This window comes from Acinetobacter baretiae (assembly GCF_015627105.1).
In the GTDB taxonomy this organism is placed as follows: Bacteria; Pseudomonadota; Gammaproteobacteria; order Pseudomonadales; family Moraxellaceae; genus Acinetobacter; species Acinetobacter baretiae.
This window is the reverse complement of sequence record NZ_VTDM01000002.1, coordinates 115,197-134,139: the sequence shown is the minus strand read 5'-3', so window position 1 is coordinate 134,139 and position 18,943 is coordinate 115,197. Positions and strand designations below refer to the sequence as shown.

Genomic DNA, 18,943 nt, shown 5'->3' with positions numbered 1-18,943 from the left:
TTGTGAGCTATTGTCTAAAGGCGACCATTTTATACGATTGAAGCAGTGGGTGCTATTCTCGATTGGCTTTTATCTGAGGTAAAAATCGATAACTTAAATTTAGTCCCAAAATGGCAAATAAGATGGCCTGTAGGTTAAGCGAAATATATGATGTAGAAATACTGAGATTGAGTAGTATTAAAAAGACCGTTGGAATGACCCAAATGCTATATTTACTCCAATTCAACCGAATACAGTATTGACCATACACTACGATAAAAATACCTGTAATCAGGCTCATGATGACCCATGTGGTGGTTAAAGAAGCATAATGCTGAAGTTTGACAATTAAGCCAGCACTGATCATAACAGTCACGAGTTGAAAGGTTCTAAACTGTTTTGGATGGTTAAGTATTTTGATCATGTATTGGCTTTTGAAATAAAACATGTGGTGACAATAAGCAAATACTAATGACCATGATGGCAATCCCTTGGATTCCCCACATTAGTAATTGATCAAATGCCTTTACAAAAATAATAGCACATAAAAAAGACAATGGAATCCATGTAAATACTCTGTAAAGTAATAAGCGCGGATCGTTTTTGACCACGTAAATTTTACATAAACGACAAACTAAAAACATGATTCCTGCTCCAACAAAGAGCAGTTGTAATGTTGTTGGCATTGGGAAGTATTGGTGTAAAGATACGGCAATGATTACTGCAAGTATTAAAATACACAATTTTCGAGCCAATGATGTATAAGGGTTAAACCAAAATTCAAGCATAGTTTTGTCTGATATAAAAAGTGAATGGGAGTCAAAGACTCCCTAAACAGTCAATGATTAGAGTTTTTGAGCGTAATTCCAGTCATAAATTTTTTGTTTATATGCCCACACAATCAGTAGTACACCAATAATAATCATAGGTAGCGAGAGAATTTGCCCTTTGGTCATCCAACCAAATAAAATGTACCCTTGATCTGCATCAGGTTCTCTAAAAAATTCCATTACAAAACGTGCAACACCGTAGCCTGCTAAAAAGAGCGCTGAAACTGCCATGCGTGGACGAGGTTTAGAGCTATACCACCACAGTATAATAAATAAGAGTAAGCCTTCACAGAGGGCTTGATAAATTTGTGAAGGGTGGCGTACCAAATGTAAAGGGTCTGTTGGAAAAATCATACCAAAAGGATAGTTTGGGTCTGTTACTGCACGACCATATAATTCCCCCCCAATAAAGTTACCAATACGGCCAAACATGAGCCCTGTCGGGACACATGGTGCAATAAAGTCCATGGTTTGAAACCATGTTTTTTGGTATTTTCGACACCATAGAATCATGGCAAGCATGACACCAATGAATCCACCATGAAAGCTCATCCCACCTGTCCATACTTGGAACAGCCATAAAGGATGTGCTAAAAACTGGTCAAACTCATAAAATAAAACGTAACCAATACGTCCGCCAATGACCACACCGAGCGCACCATAGAAAATGAGATCAGAAACCATTTCTGCTCCCCAACCTGTACGCTGTTTTGCTCTGTAGCTGGCCAAGCCCCATGCACATAAAAAAGCCAGTAAGTACATGACACCATACCAATGTACTTTAAGGGGGCCCAATTCAAGTGCGATGGGGTTAATGTCGGGGTAAATCAACATGCATATGTCTCTTTATATTCATTGTTATCGTGATTTTACCGAATCAGACTTAAAAATGTTAAATTTTAAGTAGTACATCTGCAAATGAATGACAGATGGTATGTATGTGTATGCTAAAAAAAGCAAGGGCAGTGAATGCCCTTGCTTTTTTAGAGGTTATTTCATTAAGTTGGCTTTAATCAGCAATACGTCCACCGTCTTTACGGGTAATAACAATGGTGGCTGAGCGTGGGCGAGCAGTTGTGTTCGAAATGTCATTTTGAGAAGCAGGCCAATGACTATTTGGTTTGTCGTAACTTTCAGACTCTTCGCCAGGATGCTGAATATTAACAAAAATGGCTTTATTATCAGGTGTCATGGTAATCCCTGTAATTTCAGCTTCTTTAGGGCCAACTAAGAAGCGACGCAAATTATCATCGTTGACTTTTGCACCTACACGCGTTTGTTGTCCATTTGATGTGGTCGCCACTGTACCATCACCAATGTAGCCAGGAAGTGCTGCAAGCATCATACAGTTGGTCACATCTGTATATGCACTGTCGTCTGTTTGTAGCCATAAAATGCCACGTGAATCAAACCACATCCCATCAGGGCTTGAAAAATCATTGTTATCGCTTAAGCCTGAAAGATTAATATTTGGATTCATGCTTGCTTCAGCACCAAACAAATAAATATCCCATTGGAATTGTAACGCCGTGGTTTTGTCATCTTGTTCTTTAAAGCGAATGACATGACCATTTACATTGCCTTTTTGGACTTTCTTTTCACCATATAGGTCTTCATATGCACGTGGGTTGGCAGCATCTGTTGCGTAGTCTTTACCACGATTAGAGTTGTTGGTGAGGGTAACGTAGATTTCACCATTTTCAGGGTTAATACTACACCATTCAGGGCGATCCATTTTGGTTGCGCCTACACTGTCAGCTGCCATACGTGCAAAAGTTACAATGTCTGCTTGGCTACTAAATGGATACGTCTTATTACTTTGATCTAAACCATTTTTTCCATAGCTTAGTTCAATCCATTGGCCTGAGCCATCTTGGTTAAATTTGGCAACATACAATGTACCCTTGTCCATATATTTATCACCTGCTTTATAACCAGCATTGGTGTCTTTTGCGTCCCATTTTGCTTGAGATACAAATTTATAAATATATTCGCCTCGAGAGTCATCGCCCATGTAAAATGCCAAAGGCATGCCTTCAACGGCTCGGCAAGCACTATCTTCGTGAGCAAAACGCCCAAGTGAAGTACGTTTTACTGGGTTGTGTTTAATGTCGAATGGATCGATTTCGACCATCCAACCAAAGGTATTTGGGCCATTACGATAATCTTTCGCTGCAGTTTCGGCTATCGCATTGGCTTTCCAACGATCATAGTGGTCTTGTGGTTCGATTTGCCCAATGGCTGTATCCCACTCATATTTTGAACTTGAACCTGCTTTTAAGCCATAACGTTTGAGTGCGGCAATTTCATGCGGTTGGCGTTTTGCATCATCTGTAGATGAACGCTGAAAATAACCGATGAAATTTTCTTCAGTCGTTAAATATGTTCCCCACGGTGTGTAACCATTACCACAATTATTGTGTGTACCACGTGCTTTGAGTGCTTTTGGTGAGTATAGGGTAGCAAGGAGTGGTGAACCTGCCGCTGCTCCTGAAAAATCCATTGGCGTGTATGTCGTAATACGGCGGTTAAAAACGGAATTTTTAATAATTTCTACATGTTGGGTAATTTCATTTTTTTTGACATGAATCACTGAAACACCATGAGCATTGTTTTCACGAATGACTTCATCTTCTGGGCGGTGTCCATTGACTTTAGTTGGCCCTTTAGCATGTAAGAAGGTTGGGTTGATATATTCATGGTTCATGACCAAAAGGCCTTCTTCAGAGAAGGTGTCATCTAGGCGTTTGGTTTTTTTATTTAAACCGAAGAAGTGAATGCCGTCATGGCAATCGCCTGAACGAAATTGAAAACTTGGACCTGATGGAATATTGTGATCATTCCAATCTGCATAGTTTGGGTTAATTGAGTCACCTAAAGCATATAACACATTGACTTGATAGCCATCTGGCACACTAATTAAGTCTAATTTATTTTTTGCAACAGGTTTGAACGAGAGTTTTTCAGGGCGTTTTGTGGTAGGTAAGTGCGATGATCTTTGTTGGCCTTGTGATGTACCTTGCGATGCACATCCTGTTACTGTTGCTGCTAAAGCCAATGCAATGGTACCGCTTGCTGTTTTCTTGATAAGATCACGGCGGGTAATATAGTGACCTAAAATATCATCAAAATGTGTATTGCTTGATGTATTGTTGTCGGTTTCTTGATCTTCATGATATGGCGTCTGCTGTGTCATGATATACCCCTAGTAAGTTCAGTTTTATCAAATATTTAATAGGAAAATATACTAGGGGCTTTACATGTCTGTAATCTGACAAAATCATGACAAAATGGTTAAATTTAAGTTTTATTTAAGCTTTAGATTGTTTTCTTTTTTCAATTATTTTTCCAAAAACGAGTCCAAGTTCAAATAAAAGCCACATCGGAACAGCCAACATAATCATTGAAATAGCATCGGGTGGGGTGGCAAACATCGCAATAAAAAAACAACCGACAATAATAAACCGTCTTTTTTTAATCAGGCTTTCGGTAGGTACAATACCCGTAATAATTAAAAGTAATGTCACAACAGGAATTTCAAAGGTTAAACCAAAAACTAAAAAAAGCTTTAAACAAAAGCTTAAGTAGCTGTTGATGTCTGTCATGGGTGCGACACTTTCAGGAGAAACACTAATAAAGAAGTGAAGAATTGAAGGTAAAACAATAAAGTAGGCAAAAGCAATTCCTGTGTAAAACAAGGTAATACTTCCTGCCATGAGTGGAAAAGTCAGGCTTTTTTCGTGTTGATGAAGAGCAGGTTTAATATATAGCCATGTTTGATACAGAATAAATGGCATACTTATCATGAGTGCGACAAAAAGATTTAACTTAAATGGTGCTAAAAATGTGGCCGTCACATCGGTTGCAATCATAGATGAATTAATGGGTAACTGTGCTCTTAGGGGCTCTGAGAGTAATTGATAGGTTTGATTGGCAAAGGGCAGCAAACATAAAAATAGACCCAAAAGAACACCAACCATACGAATTAAATATTTTCTTAGAATAATTAAATGCTTATGGATTGGCATCTCATCTAGTTCAACATGACTTGAGTGGTCTGGTTGGGTGTTTGGAAGCGAAGTCATACAGCGACCTTGAGGGTAATGGGATTGTACGATTGCTGTGTTATTGATTCAGGAATCACCACACAGGTCATACTTGGGCAGTGTGTGGTATAGCCATAACGTAACTGTTTTACATGCGTATAAGCGGTATGCACTTGAGGTTTAGCTTGTGATGTTTCGATGTGGCTAAGTGCATCCATTTGATCTTGCATTTTTCGTTCAAGCTCGGCAATGCGTAGCATTTCTTTTTGCATTTGGTCTTTGAGTTCAGATACACGCAGTTCATGATCGATATCATTTTGAATATTGCTCACAAAACGCTTGCCTTTACTGTACCACTTTCCAACAAAGCGTAACGCCTCAGGCAGTTTATCTGGACCGAGGACCACAAGTGCAACGACTGCAAAAACTAAAAATTCAGAAATGCCAATGTTTAGCATAATTTACCCAGTTTTACTGTTTTGTGTCACATTTGATTCGGCTTTGACTGTACGAGGTGTTGTTGCAGGAAGTTGTTCGGGTTGATCATCATCTTGCATTGTTTTTTTAAAGTCTTTGACCGCACCACCCATATCTTTACCCAAATTTTTAAGTTTAGATGTGCCAAATAAAAGTACAACGACAATTAAAAAAATGATGACGTGCCAAATTGATAAACCAGCCATAGTGATCTCCATAAAATTAGCTCTATGGAAACAAGATGTTATTACATTTGAATGACGGCCAAATTGCAATTTAAAGAATTTTTAAGCGTAATCTGTTATTTGATTGATTCATAAACAGTATATTCATTTTTATTGGGGCGTGTGATGTCAATTGGATTGCCGATTTTTGCATTTATTTTTGGTTGGCTTATTCAAAATTTTTCTATCGCTAAACGTGTTAAAACATTTTGTGCAGTTGGATTAGCACGATGTTTTATTCCATTTATTATTGTATATAACATGCTGTTTTATCAGTCAGGTAGTATGTTACTCATACTGTTTAGCTTCATTGCATCTATTGTGGTGTATATGGTGTGCGTTTTGCGATATAAAGATCGTTTGGTGGCATTATGTGCCAGCTACAGTAATATTGGGTGGTTGGGTTTTCCTTTAGCATTACTTATTTTTGGGCAGCCTGTGAGTGCAGCAATGATTGCATTATATGTAGGAAGTTCAATTTTTGGAAATATTTGGGCTATTTATGCAGTCAGTGATGTTCAGCCTCAGCGGTCAGATGTCATTAAAAAAATAATACATGCTCCACCAACAATTGCACTATGCATTGCGCTAGTACTGCGTTTATTTTCAATACACACTTTAATCAATGGTCAGTGGTGGTTACTTGAATTGTATGCATTTGCAAAATTTGCAATGGTCTTTGCGGGTATGGCAATTTTAGGGATGTGGTTAAGTCAAACTCGGGTTAATTTACAAGATTTAAAGCATAGTACTCAAGTGATGTTCGTAAAGTTGAGTGTAGGGGCTGTGCTGTGTGCAGTATTTTATGTTTTAAGCTCCAATCTTTTTGTTCAACAACATATTGCTTTACTTTTCTTTTTATTTTGTTTGCCTCCTGCGGCAAATATTGTGGCATTAGAGACACATTATAGTGCAACAGGGCGTTCTGCGACCTATATTGCGGCAGGAACGATTGTTAGTATCTGTACAATAGGAGTATTTGCATTGCTGTATTGGTTATTTTAGCTCTAATAAAGGATAAGACCTCCGATGAGGTAACGGTCTGATGTATTTTATCTCAATGATATTGTTTTTCTTTACCATCTTGTATTACAAATAAAGTGATAGAACATTGATGTTATATCAATATTCTATATGGTGAAAAATATATAAATACGTCATGTTGAAATAAAATTTTATCCGTGATTAAGGTGTTGAGCTTTACAAAATGTGTTAATGCACTTGTTGTATGAGTGCTTTAATTTTAACGGATTTTTCAAAGTGATTGAGTCGGTGGGTGATGATCCACTAATATGCTGCCTCCATAAGAAATTCGGGTTCGTCATTTTTATTTTTAAAAAAGGCATAAAATGATCGACCAACATTTTCACCTTTTTGATCAATTTTTTTCCTTACAACCACGAAGCAGTCTTTGTTTTAAATGCTGTTGCATGACGCTGATTTATGGTGGTGTTCTAAGTGAGGTGGTCTGAATCATCACCACCTCACTTAGAAAAGATTTAGTTTGTGATTAAACTTTGAATAAAAGCCTGCATTGCTTGGCCTCGATGGCTTATTTTATTTTTTTCAGCCTTTTCAAGTTCTGCACTTGTTTTTCCAAGTTCAGGTAACCAAAATAATGGGTCATAGCCAAAGCCATGTTCGCCACGTGCTTCTGTGAGAATTTCTCCTTGCCATACTCCTTGAAATATTTTGGGCAGAGGATCTTCTGCATGTTCTACAAAAGCCAATACGCAGACAAACATACCCGTAATGATGGTATGTTTTTGACGTAAAGGTTGTAAGGCTTGAATCAGTTTGTGGTTGTTTGCTGAATCATTGCCGTGTTCACCTGCGTAACGTGCTGAATAAATGCCAGGTGCACCCCCTAAAGCAGGCACACATAAACCTGAGTCATCAGCAATTGCAGGTTTTCCTGAATGTTTTGCAGCATGTCGAGCTTTCAAAATTGCATTTTCAATGAAGCTCAAGCCATCTTCAACAGCATCTTCAATCTGAAGGTGTCCTTGTGGAATCACTTGAATGGGTAAGTTGAGTGTTTCAAAAATATGGTTAAATTCAGAAATTTTACCTTTGTTGTTACTGGCAAGCACAAGATCCGTGTGCTTTTCTAGCCAAGTCGATTGAGTCATATGGGGATTTTTATGGGGAAATGGTAGAGATTATAATTATGCACAAAATAAAATTGAAAAACAAAAAAACAGCACAAAAGTGCTGTTTCGGAGTGAGCGATGAGCAGTTTATTGGGCTTGAATCCAACGATCCGCGCGGTCAACAGCTTGGCGAATTTGATCGGGCGTTAAGTTGGCCGCTAAAGCAGTTTTCTTGGTTTCAGACATGTTCATCACTTTGTTGTCTAACATGCCGTCACGGGTAGATAACTCATACCACTGATAAGCACCAATGTAATCTTTTTTATGTTCTTCCATAAGTGCAAGATTAAAGCTTGCACGGTTATCGCCGTGACTGGCGGCTTTTTCTAGATAGCTACGTGCCAAAACAATATTTTTATTGGTACCCATACCATCAGCAAGCATACGGCCAACATTTAATTGTGCAGCAGGAATGCCTTGATCTGCAGCTTTTTTATACCAAGAAAATGCTTGGTTAATGTCTTTTGCAGTATCTTTACCTGCTTGATAATGCATAGCAACATAAAACTGTGCTGCCGCTTGGCCTGCATTGGCTTCTTGTAAAAGTTGGGTAAACCCCATGGTTGAATAGCGTGCAGCTTGTGAAGATGCCGAAGGCTGTGGATTTGCGGGTAGTAGATCTGCATGAGATAGTACAGATAGACCAAGAAGCAATGTGCTCATAAACAGTTTTTTCATATAGCGCTCACTCGATAAATCGCTACTTCGCCAAAGAGGTTTGGAAGACGTTTACCTAAAAAGCTGTCTTCTTGATTCCCATTGACAGAGAGTCGGTTAATAATCCGAATATTATTGTCAGCACACAGTGCTTCAAAATCTCGGAAGGTACATAAATGAATGTTAGGGGTGTTGTACCACATGTATGGTAATGCTTTGGACACGGGCATTTTACCTTTTAAGGCTAAAAAAGCACGTGTTTTCCAATGGGCAAAGTTAGGAAAGGTAATAATGGCTTGTTTACCGACCCGAACCATGTCCTTTAACAATACATCTGGTGCATCAACAGACTGCAAAGCTTGTGCCATAACCACATAATCAAAAGATTGATCTGCAAAACGGTGTAAGCCAATGTTTAAGTCTTGTTGTATAATATTTAACCCTCGACCAATGGCAATTGCAATCTTTTCTTGATCAATTTCCATGCCATATGCACTGATGTTATATTTTTTGCTCAAATGAGCCAGTAATTCACCATCACCACAGCCTAAATCGAGCACTTTATCGCTTGGGCTAATCCATTTTTCGGAAAGTTGTTGATCTAATCGCATGACATTTATCCTTGTTGTGCCACTTTTTCATGAAGCAGTGCTTCACCACCTAAGAATGCACGCAATGTATTGACATACAGTGGTATTGGAAACAAAAATGAGTCGTGACCTTGTTTAGCGTTAATATCTAAATAGCTGACAGGTTTGTTATTACTAATGAGTGCATTGACAATTTCTTCTGAACGCTCAGGACTAAAGCGCCAATCTGTGGTAAATGAAATCACCAAAAATCGACACTGTGTATTTTTCATGGCTTCAGTCAAAGAAGCATTAAATTCACGCGATGGATCGAAGTAGTCTAGTGCTTTGGTCATAATCAGGTAAGTGTTCGCATCAAAGTTTTGACTAAAACGTTCACCTTGGTAGCGTAAGTAACTTTCAACCTGAAACTCGACATCAAAACCATACATAAATTTCCCTGATTTTAAATCACGGCCAAACTTTTGTTTCATGGCTTCTTCAGATAAGTAGGTAATATGCCCAACCATACGTGCCAAAATGAGGCCACGGCGAGGGTAGCTGTCATTGGCTAAATAGTAGCCATTGTGAAAGTCTGGATCAGATAAAATAGACTGTCTAGCAACCTCATTAAATGCAATATTTTGCGCAGATAGTTTTGGGGCACTTGCAATAATGACGCAACGTGCTAAGCGATCGGGATAATCAACAGACCATTGTAATGCTTGCATGCCACCGAGTGAGCCCCCCACAATGGCATACCATTTTTGAATATTCATTTGATCTGAAAGCATGGCTTGTGTACGCACCCAATCGCGTACCGTGACTAGCGGAAAGTCTGGGCCATATGGCATGTTATTGTTGTCTGGGTTTGGAGATATTGGCCCTGTAGAGCCATGACAACCCCCAATATTATTGAGTGCAACCACAAAAAAATGGTTGGTATCTATGGCTTTTCCTGGACCAATACATGCATCCCACCATCCTGGTTTTTTGTCATCTTCACTGTGGTAGCCTGCGGCATGATGGTGGCCTGACAGTGCATGACACAGTAAGATTGCATTGGAATGATCTGCATTGAGTGTGCCATAGGTTTCGACCATGAGTTCAAAACGTGGCAAAATACGACCACACTCAAGCTCAAGGGGTTCTTCAAAGCTATATTTTTTAGGGGTGACTAAACCCACTGAATCAGATGCAAAAGACACGAATGTAAGTCGCCTTATTTTGAAATCATGAGTGTGAAAAAGGATACCAACTTGGGTATCCTTTTGAAACGATTATTTTTAATTGCTTATTTGGTTTCAGGCACAATGTCTGTCACTTGAAGTATGCCTTGATCAATTAAGCGGTTAGTACAGGCAATAATTGCCTCGATCGGTGAGGTAATAGTATTGCTGTGAATCCCTGCAGCAAAAGTACTTTTTCCTGTATCTTTCACTTGAATTTCAAGGAGTGCTAAAGATTGTGCGCTTGCACCTGTACCAATACTACGTTCTTCATAATGTAAGACATCAATTGGAAGTTGCAATGCATCAATGACTGCTGAAATTGGCCCATTACCACGCCCGTGCAATCGTTGAGTTTTTTGATTAATTTCAATGTCTAGATCGATGACTTGGTCGTTGTTTTGAGTAGACAGTTGGTATTTTTTTACGCTGTAGTATTTGTCTTTAATATTGACATACGTGGCTTGAAACAGCTTCCAAATATCTGATGCGGAGATTTCAGCAGACGTTGTGTCTGTATGTGCTTGTACAATTTGGCTAAATTCAATTTGTACACGGCGCGGTAGTGTGACGTTGTAGTTTGATTCAAGTAAGTAAGCAATACCACCTTTACCTGACTGGCTATTTACACGAATCACTGCATCGTAGTCACGTCCCAAGTCTTTGGGGTCAATGGGTAAATACGGCATGTCCCAAATGGCTTCATTTTTTTGGAAATCAAAGCCTTTTTTGATCGCATCTTGGTGTGAGCCTGAAAATGCAGTAAAGACCAAATCACCTGCATAAGGGTGACGTGGGTGTACGGGTAGTCCAGTACATTCTTCAACCGTGGCAATAATTTCATTAATATTAGAAAAATCAAGCGCTGGTGCAACACCTTGGGTGTACATATTAAGTGCGATGGCAGCAATATCAACGTTCCCTGTGCGTTCACCATTACCAAATACACAGCCTTCTACACGATCTGCACCTGCCATAATGGCAAGTTCAGAGGCTGCAATGCCACAGCCACGGTCATTGTGACAGTGCACTGAAATAATAACCCCATCACGGCGAGCAAGATGACGGTGCATCCATTCGATTTGATCGGCATACACGTTGGGAGTCGATACTTCAACAGTGGCAGGCAGATTTAAAATGACTTTATTGTCGGGTGATGCATCCCAAATCGCTGTGACAGCATCACAGACTTCTTTTGCAACGTTCAATTCTGTTGCAGAAAAACACTCTGGACTATATTGGAATACCCATTCGGTGTCGGGTTGTTTTTTTGCATATTCTTTGACTTTTGTCGCTGCGTTGACTGCAAGTTGTTTTGCGCCATCTACGTCAGTATTGAGCACTTTTTGACGAAATGTTGGTGAGTTTGAGTTGTAAATATGCACAATAGCACGTTTTGCACCCACCAAAGATTCAAAGGTACGAGTAATTAAATGGTCTCTTGCTTGGACTAAAACTTCAATATATACGTCATCTGGAATGAGATTTTCTTCAATGAGTTGACGAGTAAAGTCAAAATCAGTTTGCGATGCAGATGGAAAACCAATTTCAATATGTTTAAATCCGATTTTCACCAACATTAAAAACATTTTTAGTTTTTGTTCTAGGGTCATTGGCTCAAAAATGGCTTGATTACCGTCTCGCAGGTCTGTACTCATCCACAGTGGGGCTTTGGTAATTTCATTATTCGGCCATTCACGGTTAGGTAAGTCAACACGTTCATACATGCGACGGTATTTTTTGCTTGGATCAGCCAACATGGATCACTCCTAGATCTAATCGTGCGTAATGGGTGGATCGCATCGATTATTTTATTTAAATTTTGTTTGCAGCATAAGTCTATTACATCGTCTAACGTGGTGTAGACGACTTATGCATGTTGGGAGTAAGTTTTTTAGGGTGGATACAGTTAAGTTAAGTGATCTATAGTGCTTTTGTCAATGGCTTTGTGTGTCAATGTAAGCCATTGAAATGTCGCTAAGACGTGCTGTACCTGCCAAAGCCATTGTAATTTCTAACTCTTCTTTTAATGTGCGAATAACATGAGCGACACCTAAAGCGCCTGCTGTTGCGAGCCCATAAATATAGGGTCTACCAATCAGTACGGCATGTGCTCCAAAAGCAATCGCTTTAAATACATCTGTGCCTCTGCGTATACCACCATCAATGAGTAGTGGATAGTCGTTGGGTACAACGGCTTTAATGCGTTGCAATGCAATGAGTGGGGAAATGGCTGTGTCTAATACTCGGCCACCGTGATTTGAAATAATTAAGCCTTTGACACCGTACTCAATTGCCATTTTTGCATCTTCAGGATGTGATACGCCTTTGAGTATAATCGGGAGGGTTGTATGTTTGACTAACCATTGTATATCTTGCCAAGTCGGTGCAAGTTGCATCAGCCCATCAAAAACAGGGTGTTGATTTGGTTTTAAATGCTCAGCCATTAAAAAGGTTTTGGTGTGTGGGTGGGGCATGTTGGGAGGGAGTTGAAAATTGGCTTTTCTTTCAGTGTCTCGTATACCTTTATGTGGTGAGTCTACAGTAATGACAATGGCTTTGTAGTTGTGTTGTTCCGCTTGTTTGACCAATTGTAATGACTTTTCACGTTCACCTTGCCAATATAGTTGAAACCATTTAAAGGGATTATCTTTATTTAACGCATGTAAATCTGTGGTGGTAAATGTGCTTAAAATAAGGTTACTTTGCATAACCTCTGCGGCCAAGGCGGTGGCACGTTCTGCTTCTGCGTGAAATAATGCTTGATGGCCAATCGGTGCTAAAAAAATAGGGTGTGGGTAAGTTTGACCTAAAATTTGGCATTGAGTATGACCACCAGATAAGTCTTTAAGTACACGAGGGAGAATGTGTATTTTTTCGAATTGTTTTTGATTGTCTTTTAAACTCACTTCATGCATTGCCCCACTTTGTAAGTATGCCCAATGGCTTTTGGGCAGATGGTGTTCTGCTTGTTGTTCATAGTCATTGAGCGTGAGTAAGTGCGGTGGAATATTGTTGTATGGTTTTTGAATCGTCATAGTTTTCACCGATGTAAGCTTGGCTTACATATCACTCCATTGTCTAAGTAGGTTGTGATAAATTCCTGTGAGTTGAACTACATCTGCATGATTGCTATCTAATTGTTGCGTGAGTGACTGTATAGACTGATCTAACTCAAAGAGCATACGTCTTTGAATGTCTGATGCAATAAAACTTTGAATCCAAAAAAAGGAGGAGACTCTCGCACCACGTGTGACAGGGGTTACTTCATGCAAACTGGTGGAAGGGTAAAAGATGGCATCTCCTGCATTGAGTTTGACGGACTGTGTACCATAGGTGTCTTCAATAATGAGTTCACCACCATCGTATTCGTCGGGATTGGTGAAAAAAAGTGTGCAAGATACATCTGTACGCATATACGTGTTAAGTACAGGGTGTGGGCGAATGGCATTGTCTATATGTGTACCAAAATGTCCTCCATTTTGGTAACAATTAAACATTGGTGGAAGGATGGTTTTAGGTAGTGTTGCACTAAATGCTGTCGGGTTAGTTTGCAGGGCATGGGTGATGATTTGGCCAAGATGTCGCGCTTCTTCACAGTCGATAGGAAGTTGTAAATTGTTTTTGATTTGAGCAGATTGGTGCCCAGCGGTTTGTTTGCCATCGCTCCATGGTGCGCTTTCTAAAAGTTGTCGGCATTCATTGACTTGGTCGAGTGTAAGTAGGTTAGGAATGTGTATGAGCATAATGATTTCCTAAAGATGAAAGCGTTTGCCACATTATAGTCGCAAACGCTTTTTTATACCGCTAATATCGAAGAGAGATTAGAAGTTGTAGTTAATGTTGAGTACGGTTTGACGTCCTGCACCCGGAAGTGCAAAGCCTGTGTTATTGTTTTGCGATGTGCCTGCACGTAAGTTTGTGTAGTAGGTTTTATCTGCAAGATTACGACCAATCAATTGTAGATTTAAGTTTTTGTTCACTTTATACGTAATTGATGCGTCGTGTGTGAAATAACCTTCCGACTCTGGTTGTGGAAGTTTATTGTTTTGTGCAGTTTGCGAACCTGTGTACATTTTACCTTGATAGGTTACACCATAGCCCACTTGCCATTGGTCTGTAATTGCATAGGTTGTCCAAATACGACCAGAGTATACCGGAACTAACATGAGGCGATTGCCTTTTTGATAGTCAGGTACATTGCCAACGGTTGTTTGTTTATATTTTCCTTCCATCCAAGCAAATGTTGCTGTAATTTCCCAATCTGGTGTGACTTGACCAAATAGACCTGCTTCTACACCGTTGATGTAATTTTTTCCATCAAGCACTGTATTGCTGTTGTCTGCACCTTGGATTCGGACTTTATTTGACTCGGTTCTAAAACCTGCCATGGTGAATAACAGGTTCGGATTGATTTCCCATTTCATGCCAAGTTCGTAATTAACAGCGCTTTCAGGTTTAGTATTACAGGTATTTCCTGCAACTGTTGCAATACATGGTGAGTTTGCTGCATCCATGGTTGGTTTTTGTGAATTTGCATAACTGGCATATATGCTGATTGGTTCACTTGGTTTAAAGGTCAGCCCTGCGCTATAACTTAATAGGTTTGCATTTTGTGAGCTTGGTGTGGTGGCTGTAATTTTTTGTGTGGTTGCTGAGTAATTATGGCTGGTGTATTTACTTTCAGTACGATCAAAACGTACACCAAGATCGAGTAACCAATGTTTACCAAATTCGGTGTTGTTAAAGATATAGCCATAATAACTATTCATGCTTCCACTTGAAGATTCAGTGGCTCTGAAATTGGTTGCACCATTCCAATAGTTGTTGGGGTTATATAGGTCTGTTGCAGGAAGGGTAATACGTGTGCCGTTGGTGTTGTAAAGTAGTCCACCAAGTAATCGTGTTGACTCTTCTTGGCTAAAACCAACACCAGTCACCAGTGTGTTTTTAATACGGTCGTTTTCAAAAGTAAATCTAATATTGGTGTCATTGGCAAATTGTTTGGCAGTAATGTTGTTTACAAAGCCAAAACGTTGAGCATCTGGTATGTAAAGCCCACGTTGGTTACATGAGGTATAGCCTGTTGGATTGGCATTGGTTTTAGCTACAGGCGTCAAACCTGAAGGCGAGCAAAAAACACCACGAGGTGATGATGTAACACCACTTTGTGAAATGTCGCTAAGACGGGTAACAGAGTGAAGTTGAATATTTTCAGCCAATTGGCTGTCTACTTTTAAGAGTCCTGTACTATTTTTTATTCGAATATTATCTAAGTTTTTAAAACCATAATAGGTCGAAGGTGATAGGCCATTAACGGCTCGACCATTGAAGTAAGGTACGCCGTATAATGGATCGTTATTATCTCTTTGATACACATAAGCAAGTGTTAATTTGGCGGTGTCACCGATACCAAAGGTGATTGCCGGTGCAATTCCCCAACGTTTAAGGTCTTCACTACGACCAGGGTAGGTATTTTTGTGTGCCATCACATTTAGGCGAAAAGCAATGTCATCTTGAAGAACTTTGTTAAAATCTCCTGTAAAACGTGTGTAGTCATCTGTACCTAGACCTACACTGACATGATTAAAATCTTTGTTTTTAGGCGTTTTTGTGACAAGGTTTACACCACCACTGACTTGTCCTGCACCATTTTCTACCGAGTTTGAGCCTTTATTGACTTCGACAGCATCATAATTAAATAAATCTGTGCGTGTAATAATGGCTGTATCACGTATGCCGTCACTTGAAATATTGTTTTTTGCATCATATCCACGCAGGTTGATACGGTCACCGAGTGTACCACCTGCTTCACCTGCACTAAAAGAAATCCCGGGTGTGGTAGAGAGAGCATCTTGTAATGACAGTAAATTTTGTTCTTTTAAGGTTTGCTCAGTGAGCACTTGAGTGGTTTTGGCGGTATTCAGAAGTGGTTGAATACGTTTGCTTGATGAACTTTCTTTGGCGTAAAAACCAGTTTCGGCAGTGGCATTGGTTTGAATAGATGGGAGATGTTGTACAGATGCGTCTGATGATGCAAATGCAAGGTTAGGCAATGCAATGGCAAGAGCCACAGTGGTTGCAGCATAGGTATTCGGTTTGGTTTTCTGACTTGGCATTATTGCGCCCTTAACTTAAAAGTAACTTGCGTTAACGTTTTGGTGAATAAACGATCTAAAGTAATCGGATTATAAATGATAATTATTTTTATTTAAAATATAGTGTTATTTCATATTTTGATTTTAAGTTGTTGATTTATATTTAATTATTATAAATCGATAAAAACAATCAATTGGTATAATTAATTGTTTTTATCGATTTTAATGTTATTTTTTATATTAAATTAAGTTTAATTTAATATATGTAGTGTTTTATTTTTGTTTCATTAAAAAAACAACCTTTAAAAAAGGTTGTTTTTTTGAGCATTAAATCGTGTTTTAGTACTTAAAGTTTAGGGTAAGTACACCATTACGTCCTTCTGCTTCAGTTGCATAATGTGATGCAAATGCTTTTGTGAAGTATCGAGTATTGCCTATATTATTCACATTGAGCTGAATATCAATGTTTTTGTTCACAGCGTAGCGAGCCATTATGTCATAACGGGTGTAGCCTGAAACCCATAGCGTGTTGGTGGTATTGCCGTATACTTTGTCGCTAGCAACGACACCGCCACCAAGGGTGAGTTTTGGTGTGATTTTATAGGTTGACCACAGCGTTGCGCTATTTTTAGGGACGTTTGGCAGTTGTTTTCCTTGGGTTTTAATGGCTGAGCCATCACGTGTACTGACCCCTGGGTTACCAGATTGTGTTGCATCTAAATAGCTATAGCCTAAGCTGATATCCCAATTGTTGGTGATATTACCATTGAGGCCAAATTCAAAACCATCTACACGGCTTGCACCGCCATTTGTGTATTGTGTTGGTGATACAGCAATACGGGTGTTTTGCTTCTCAGTTCTGAAAACAGCAGCTGTTACGTTGGCACGACGATCAAATAAATCCCACTTTGTACCGACTTCAAATGTACGAGATTTTTCAGGTTGTAATGCTTTGTAAATATCTGAAACATTTTCAGAGCCATCGCCTGCACTAATACCTACAGGGTTGGCTGATGTTGAAAAGCTGGCATAAAGACTGCCTTGCTCTACTGGTTTGTACGTTAACCCTGCAGTATAACTAAAGAAATCACTTTTACTGACAACAGTCGTTGGTTTTGCCATTGGGGTATATGCTGTGCTACTTACAGTGGCATAGTTATATTGTTTAGTATTGAAATTGTCCCAACGTACACCAAGATCAAGTAGCCACTGTGGTGTAAATTCAATGTTATCTAAAATATAAATACCTGTGTTTTTGGTGGTATTTTTTAGGGTATAACCAGAAATCAGTTTACTCGACCAAGCATCGTATGCATTTGGGCTATACAGTGAAGTACAGTAACCATTGCTTGTGCCAATTCCGTATGTTGGGTTGGTTTTATTGCTTCCTGTACCACATGCTTGTGCTGCTGTTAAACCACTTGTTACACCATAACTGCCTTTATCTGTAGACTGGTGGCTATAGTCAGCTCCTAAGTTTAAGCGATGTAAAATGGAGCCTGTATTGAATTTACCTTGCAAAGCCAATTGATTTGCAAATGTTTCTGTGTCGGTGATATTTGAATTTGCTCTACGCCATACTTTGCCGTAAGTGACGTTACCTTGTGAGTCATCTGGTTGTGTCCAAATATAATCATTTTTTGAGCGACTGTAGGTGGTGATATTTGCAAGGTTAAAACCATTGTCAAAAGTGTGTTCGAGTTTGATGCTACCAATATGATTTTCTTGTTTTTGGAAATCACGGTTTTGTAAACCGTAGTAGATTCCTTGTTTTACATCTACAGGTTTTCCAAGCACACCAGTGCCTTTAGGGTTGCTGTAAGGTACGCCTGAGTCTGGCGTATCATCGGTACGTAAGTAATAATAGCTTAATGTCGCTTTTGTTGCAGAATTTGTTCCAATAATTAAGCTCGGTGCAATACCAACACGGTTATATTCAGTGCCATTTTTTTGGCCAGCTTTGGTATTTTGATGCCCCATTACCACAACACGACCTGCAAGACCATTGTCGAAGTTTTTGTTGCCATCTAAAACAATACGTCGGTAGTCATTGGTACCACTTGAAATCGAACCTTCTACAGCATCGTTAAGCTTAGGAAGTTTACTAATAATATTGATATTACCGCCTGTTGATCCGCCACCACTGAGGGTTGAGGCAGAACCTTTGGTCACTTCAACTTGTTCTACGTCAAACATTTCACGTTGTTGTGAGGTTGCATTACGAACCCCATCTACATAAATTGAGCTCTCTGAGTTATAACCACGAATAAAGGGGCGGTCACCGTTCGGGTTGCCACCTTCACCTGCACCAAGAGTAACACCTGGAACAGTACGTAAAGCATCACTTAGCGTTGTTACTTGTGTATCACTAATCATTTTTGATGAAATAACATCAACGGATTTTGCTGTGTCTAATAGAGGTACTAAATATTTTGAATTTGCTGACTTATCCGTTTTTAAGCTTTCTTCTTGTCCATGTGTTTGAATGGTTGGGAGATTCACTGCATTTTGCTCAGCAAAAATAGTGCTTGAAGCAAGAGAAAGCGAAGAAAGCAGGGCTGAGGAAACGATAGTTTTTCGTGTTTTAATGAACGACATGTATTTTCTCGTAACAAACTGTAGTGATTTTATAAACAATAATGATTATCGTTAGTTTTCATATTTTTTAAAATAGAAAAATA

17 protein-coding genes and 1 pseudogene are annotated in these 18,943 nt (G+C 39.3%); 1 reads left to right on the top strand and 17 read right to left on the bottom strand.

Annotation, left to right across the window (positions count from 1 at the left end):
* Positions 1–52: 52 nt before the first annotated feature.
* The 7 genes from I2F17_RS01385 to tatA all read right to left on the bottom strand — a co-directional run bounded on the left by I2F17_RS01385 (position 53) and on the right by tatA (position 5,538).
* Complete coding sequence (locus I2F17_RS01385) at positions 53–403, bottom strand: hypothetical protein (protein ID WP_196423209.1); 351 nt, start codon at positions 401–403, stop codon at positions 53–55.
* Positions 387–767, bottom strand: coding sequence for a hypothetical protein (locus I2F17_RS01380; protein ID WP_211138902.1), 381 nt, complete (start codon positions 765–767; stop codon positions 387–389). Before I2F17_RS01380 ends, I2F17_RS01385 begins: the two co-directional genes overlap by 17 nt.
* Before the next feature lie 57 nt (positions 768–824).
* Positions 825–1,643, bottom strand: coding sequence for a prolipoprotein diacylglyceryl transferase (lgt, locus tag I2F17_RS01375; RefSeq protein ID WP_196423207.1), 819 nt, complete (start codon positions 1,641–1,643; stop codon positions 825–827).
* A 175-nt stretch (positions 1,644–1,818) separates the two neighbouring features.
* Positions 1,819–4,005, bottom strand: coding sequence for a PhoX family protein (locus I2F17_RS01370; RefSeq protein ID WP_196423206.1), 2,187 nt, complete (start codon positions 4,003–4,005; stop codon positions 1,819–1,821).
* A 115-nt stretch (positions 4,006–4,120) separates the two neighbouring features.
* A complete protein-coding gene (tatC, locus tag I2F17_RS01365) occupies positions 4,121–4,894 on the bottom strand; it encodes a twin-arginine translocase subunit TatC (RefSeq protein WP_211138901.1) in 774 nt (257 codons plus the stop codon).
* Positions 4,891–5,313, bottom strand: coding sequence for a Sec-independent protein translocase protein TatB (tatB, locus tag I2F17_RS01360; protein ID WP_196423204.1), 423 nt, complete (start codon positions 5,311–5,313; stop codon positions 4,891–4,893). The genes tatC and tatB overlap by 4 nt, the downstream gene beginning before the upstream one ends.
* 3 nt (positions 5,314–5,316) lie before the next feature.
* Positions 5,317–5,538 carry a Sec-independent protein translocase subunit TatA gene (gene tatA / locus I2F17_RS01355; RefSeq protein ID WP_196423203.1) on the bottom strand — a complete coding sequence of 74 codons (222 nt, stop codon included), beginning with the start codon at positions 5,536–5,538 and terminating at the stop codon, positions 5,317–5,319.
* A gap of 144 nt (positions 5,539–5,682) precedes the next feature.
* Here tatA and I2F17_RS01350 point away from each other — a divergent pair, with 144 nt between their 5' ends.
* On the top strand, positions 5,683–6,561 hold the full coding sequence (locus tag I2F17_RS01350) for an AEC family transporter (protein ID WP_211138900.1): 879 nt from the start codon (positions 5,683–5,685) through the stop codon (positions 6,559–6,561).
* 207 nt (positions 6,562–6,768) lie between these two features.
* Here the strand turns inward: I2F17_RS01350 and I2F17_RS12550 are convergent.
* The 10 genes and pseudogenes from I2F17_RS12550 to I2F17_RS01305 all read right to left on the bottom strand — a co-directional run bounded on the left by I2F17_RS12550 (position 6,769) and on the right by I2F17_RS01305 (position 18,860).
* Positions 6,769–6,988: pseudogene (locus I2F17_RS12550) on the bottom strand (DUF6500 family protein).
* 67 nt (positions 6,989–7,055) lie between these two features.
* Complete coding sequence (rdgB, locus tag I2F17_RS01345; RefSeq protein ID WP_196423201.1) at positions 7,056–7,688, bottom strand: RdgB/HAM1 family non-canonical purine NTP pyrophosphatase; 633 nt, start codon at positions 7,686–7,688, stop codon at positions 7,056–7,058.
* 108 nt (positions 7,689–7,796) lie between these two features.
* A complete protein-coding gene (locus tag I2F17_RS01340) occupies positions 7,797–8,387 on the bottom strand; it encodes a tetratricopeptide repeat protein (RefSeq protein WP_196423200.1) in 591 nt (196 codons plus the stop codon).
* A complete protein-coding gene (gene metW, locus I2F17_RS01335) occupies positions 8,384–8,977 on the bottom strand; it encodes a methionine biosynthesis protein MetW (protein WP_196423199.1) in 594 nt (197 codons plus the stop codon). Before metW ends, I2F17_RS01340 begins: the two co-directional genes overlap by 4 nt.
* A 5-nt stretch (positions 8,978–8,982) precedes the next feature.
* Positions 8,983–10,143, bottom strand: a complete 1,161-nt coding sequence (metX, locus tag I2F17_RS01330) for a homoserine O-succinyltransferase MetX (RefSeq protein WP_196423198.1) — start codon at positions 10,141–10,143, stop codon at positions 8,983–8,985.
* Positions 10,144–10,229: 86 nt separating this feature from the next.
* Positions 10,230–11,924, bottom strand: coding sequence for a 2-isopropylmalate synthase (gene leuA / locus I2F17_RS01325; RefSeq protein ID WP_211138899.1), 1,695 nt, complete (start codon positions 11,922–11,924; stop codon positions 10,230–10,232).
* A gap of 177 nt (positions 11,925–12,101) precedes the next feature.
* On the bottom strand, positions 12,102–13,202 hold the full coding sequence (locus I2F17_RS01320) for an alpha-hydroxy acid oxidase (RefSeq protein WP_211138898.1): 1,101 nt from the start codon (positions 13,200–13,202) through the stop codon (positions 12,102–12,104).
* A gap of 24 nt (positions 13,203–13,226) precedes the next feature.
* The gene (locus I2F17_RS01315; RefSeq protein ID WP_196423195.1) at positions 13,227–13,910 is read right to left on the bottom strand and encodes a Fe2+-dependent dioxygenase; all 684 of its coding nucleotides are present in this window, start codon (positions 13,908–13,910) and stop codon (positions 13,227–13,229) included.
* A gap of 78 nt (positions 13,911–13,988) precedes the next feature.
* On the bottom strand, positions 13,989–16,283 hold the full coding sequence (locus I2F17_RS01310) for a TonB-dependent receptor (protein ID WP_211138897.1): 2,295 nt from the start codon (positions 16,281–16,283) through the stop codon (positions 13,989–13,991).
* Positions 16,284–16,601: 318 nt separating this feature from the next.
* The gene (locus I2F17_RS01305; RefSeq protein ID WP_211138896.1) at positions 16,602–18,860 is read right to left on the bottom strand and encodes a TonB-dependent receptor; all 2,259 of its coding nucleotides are present in this window, start codon (positions 18,858–18,860) and stop codon (positions 16,602–16,604) included.
* Positions 18,861–18,943 lie beyond the last annotated feature (83 nt).